Raw genomic sequence first — 1,228 nt, forward strand, 5'->3', positions numbered from 1 at the left:
GGGCATTGGTTGATTTGTACTCGGTGCAGCAACTGGTGTCACGAGTGAAGGCAGGAAGAGAAACCTGGCCTGAAGTTGACGACCATATCTATGGAAGGTTGTTGGGTGCAAAACGCAGCAATGATCCTGCCATTACTGAACAGGCAGAGGCACTTAGGCCATTGGTTAATTTGTACTCTTTGCAGCATCTGGTGTCACAAATGCAGGCAGGGAGAGGAACCTGGCCTGAAAGTGACAACCATATTTATGCAAGGTTGAGGAGTGCAAAACATAGCAATGATCCGGCCATTGCTGGGCAGGTAAAGGCACTTAGGCGATTGATTAATTTTTACTCTGTGCAGCATCTGGTGTCACAAATGCTGGATGGGAGAGGAACCTGGCCTGAAGATGACAGCCATATCTATGCAAGGTTGAGTAGTGCAGAACGAAGCAATGATCCGGCCATTGTTGAGCAGGCACAGGCACTTAGGCCATCGGTTAATTTGTACTCTGTGCAGCATCTGGTGACACAAGTGCTGGCAAGGAGAGCAACATGGCCTGAAGATGACAGCCATATCTATGTAAGGTTGAGGAGTGCAGAACGAAGCAATGATCCGGCCATTGTTGAGCAGGCAAAGGCACTTGGGCCATTGGTTCATTTGTACTCTGTGCAAAATCCGGTCTCACAAGTGCAGGCAGGGAGAGGAACCCGGCCCTAAGATGGGAACTATATCTGTGCAAGATTGAGTAGTGCAAAACATAGCAATCATCCGGTCATTGCTGAGCAGGCAAAGGCACTTGGGTCGTTGGTTGATAAATATACTAGTAAGTCGCGAGCCAAATGATGGCTTTGTCACCCGGGGTTTCACATCAACAATTCTCTGCTCAATATTCGTCATTACAACCCGAATCAGACGATTGAGGTGAACCACGTCGGGTCCGGGTAATCACCTTGCTCTAGCTCCGTGATCGTCACTGACTTCATCGCTTTTCTCAAACCGGGTTTTACGACAGTCATCAGGTATAAAACATCGGCGTCTCAGTGGCATGCCAGCACGTTTGCCATGGATGAAGGAATCTATGAATCACCATGTTTTGGTTCTGTGCGCATTATCCTCTCGTCTACCATCACTGCTCCTATCCGTAGAAAACAGAGGATAGAACCATTAAAAGTCTACTCTTGCAGGTATTGGCCTTTGTGCCTTTCGTCTGCCCGGTTGAGCCGCAGACTTACCGTTTTATCGTCGAG

At 48.4% G+C, this 1,228-nt stretch carries 2 protein-coding genes; both read left to right on the forward strand.

All coding sequences use genetic code 11. From position 1 onward, the window contains the following. On the forward strand, positions 1 to 698 hold a 698-nt coding region (locus KDK16_RS05290; protein ID WP_257275020.1), incomplete at its 5' end, for a hypothetical protein. Between the two features lie 345 nt (positions 699 to 1,043). Then, on the forward strand, positions 1,044 to 1,228 hold a 185-nt coding region (locus KDK16_RS05295; RefSeq protein WP_257275021.1), incomplete at its 3' end, for a hypothetical protein.

This window comes from Endozoicomonas sp. SESOKO4 (assembly GCF_024606275.1).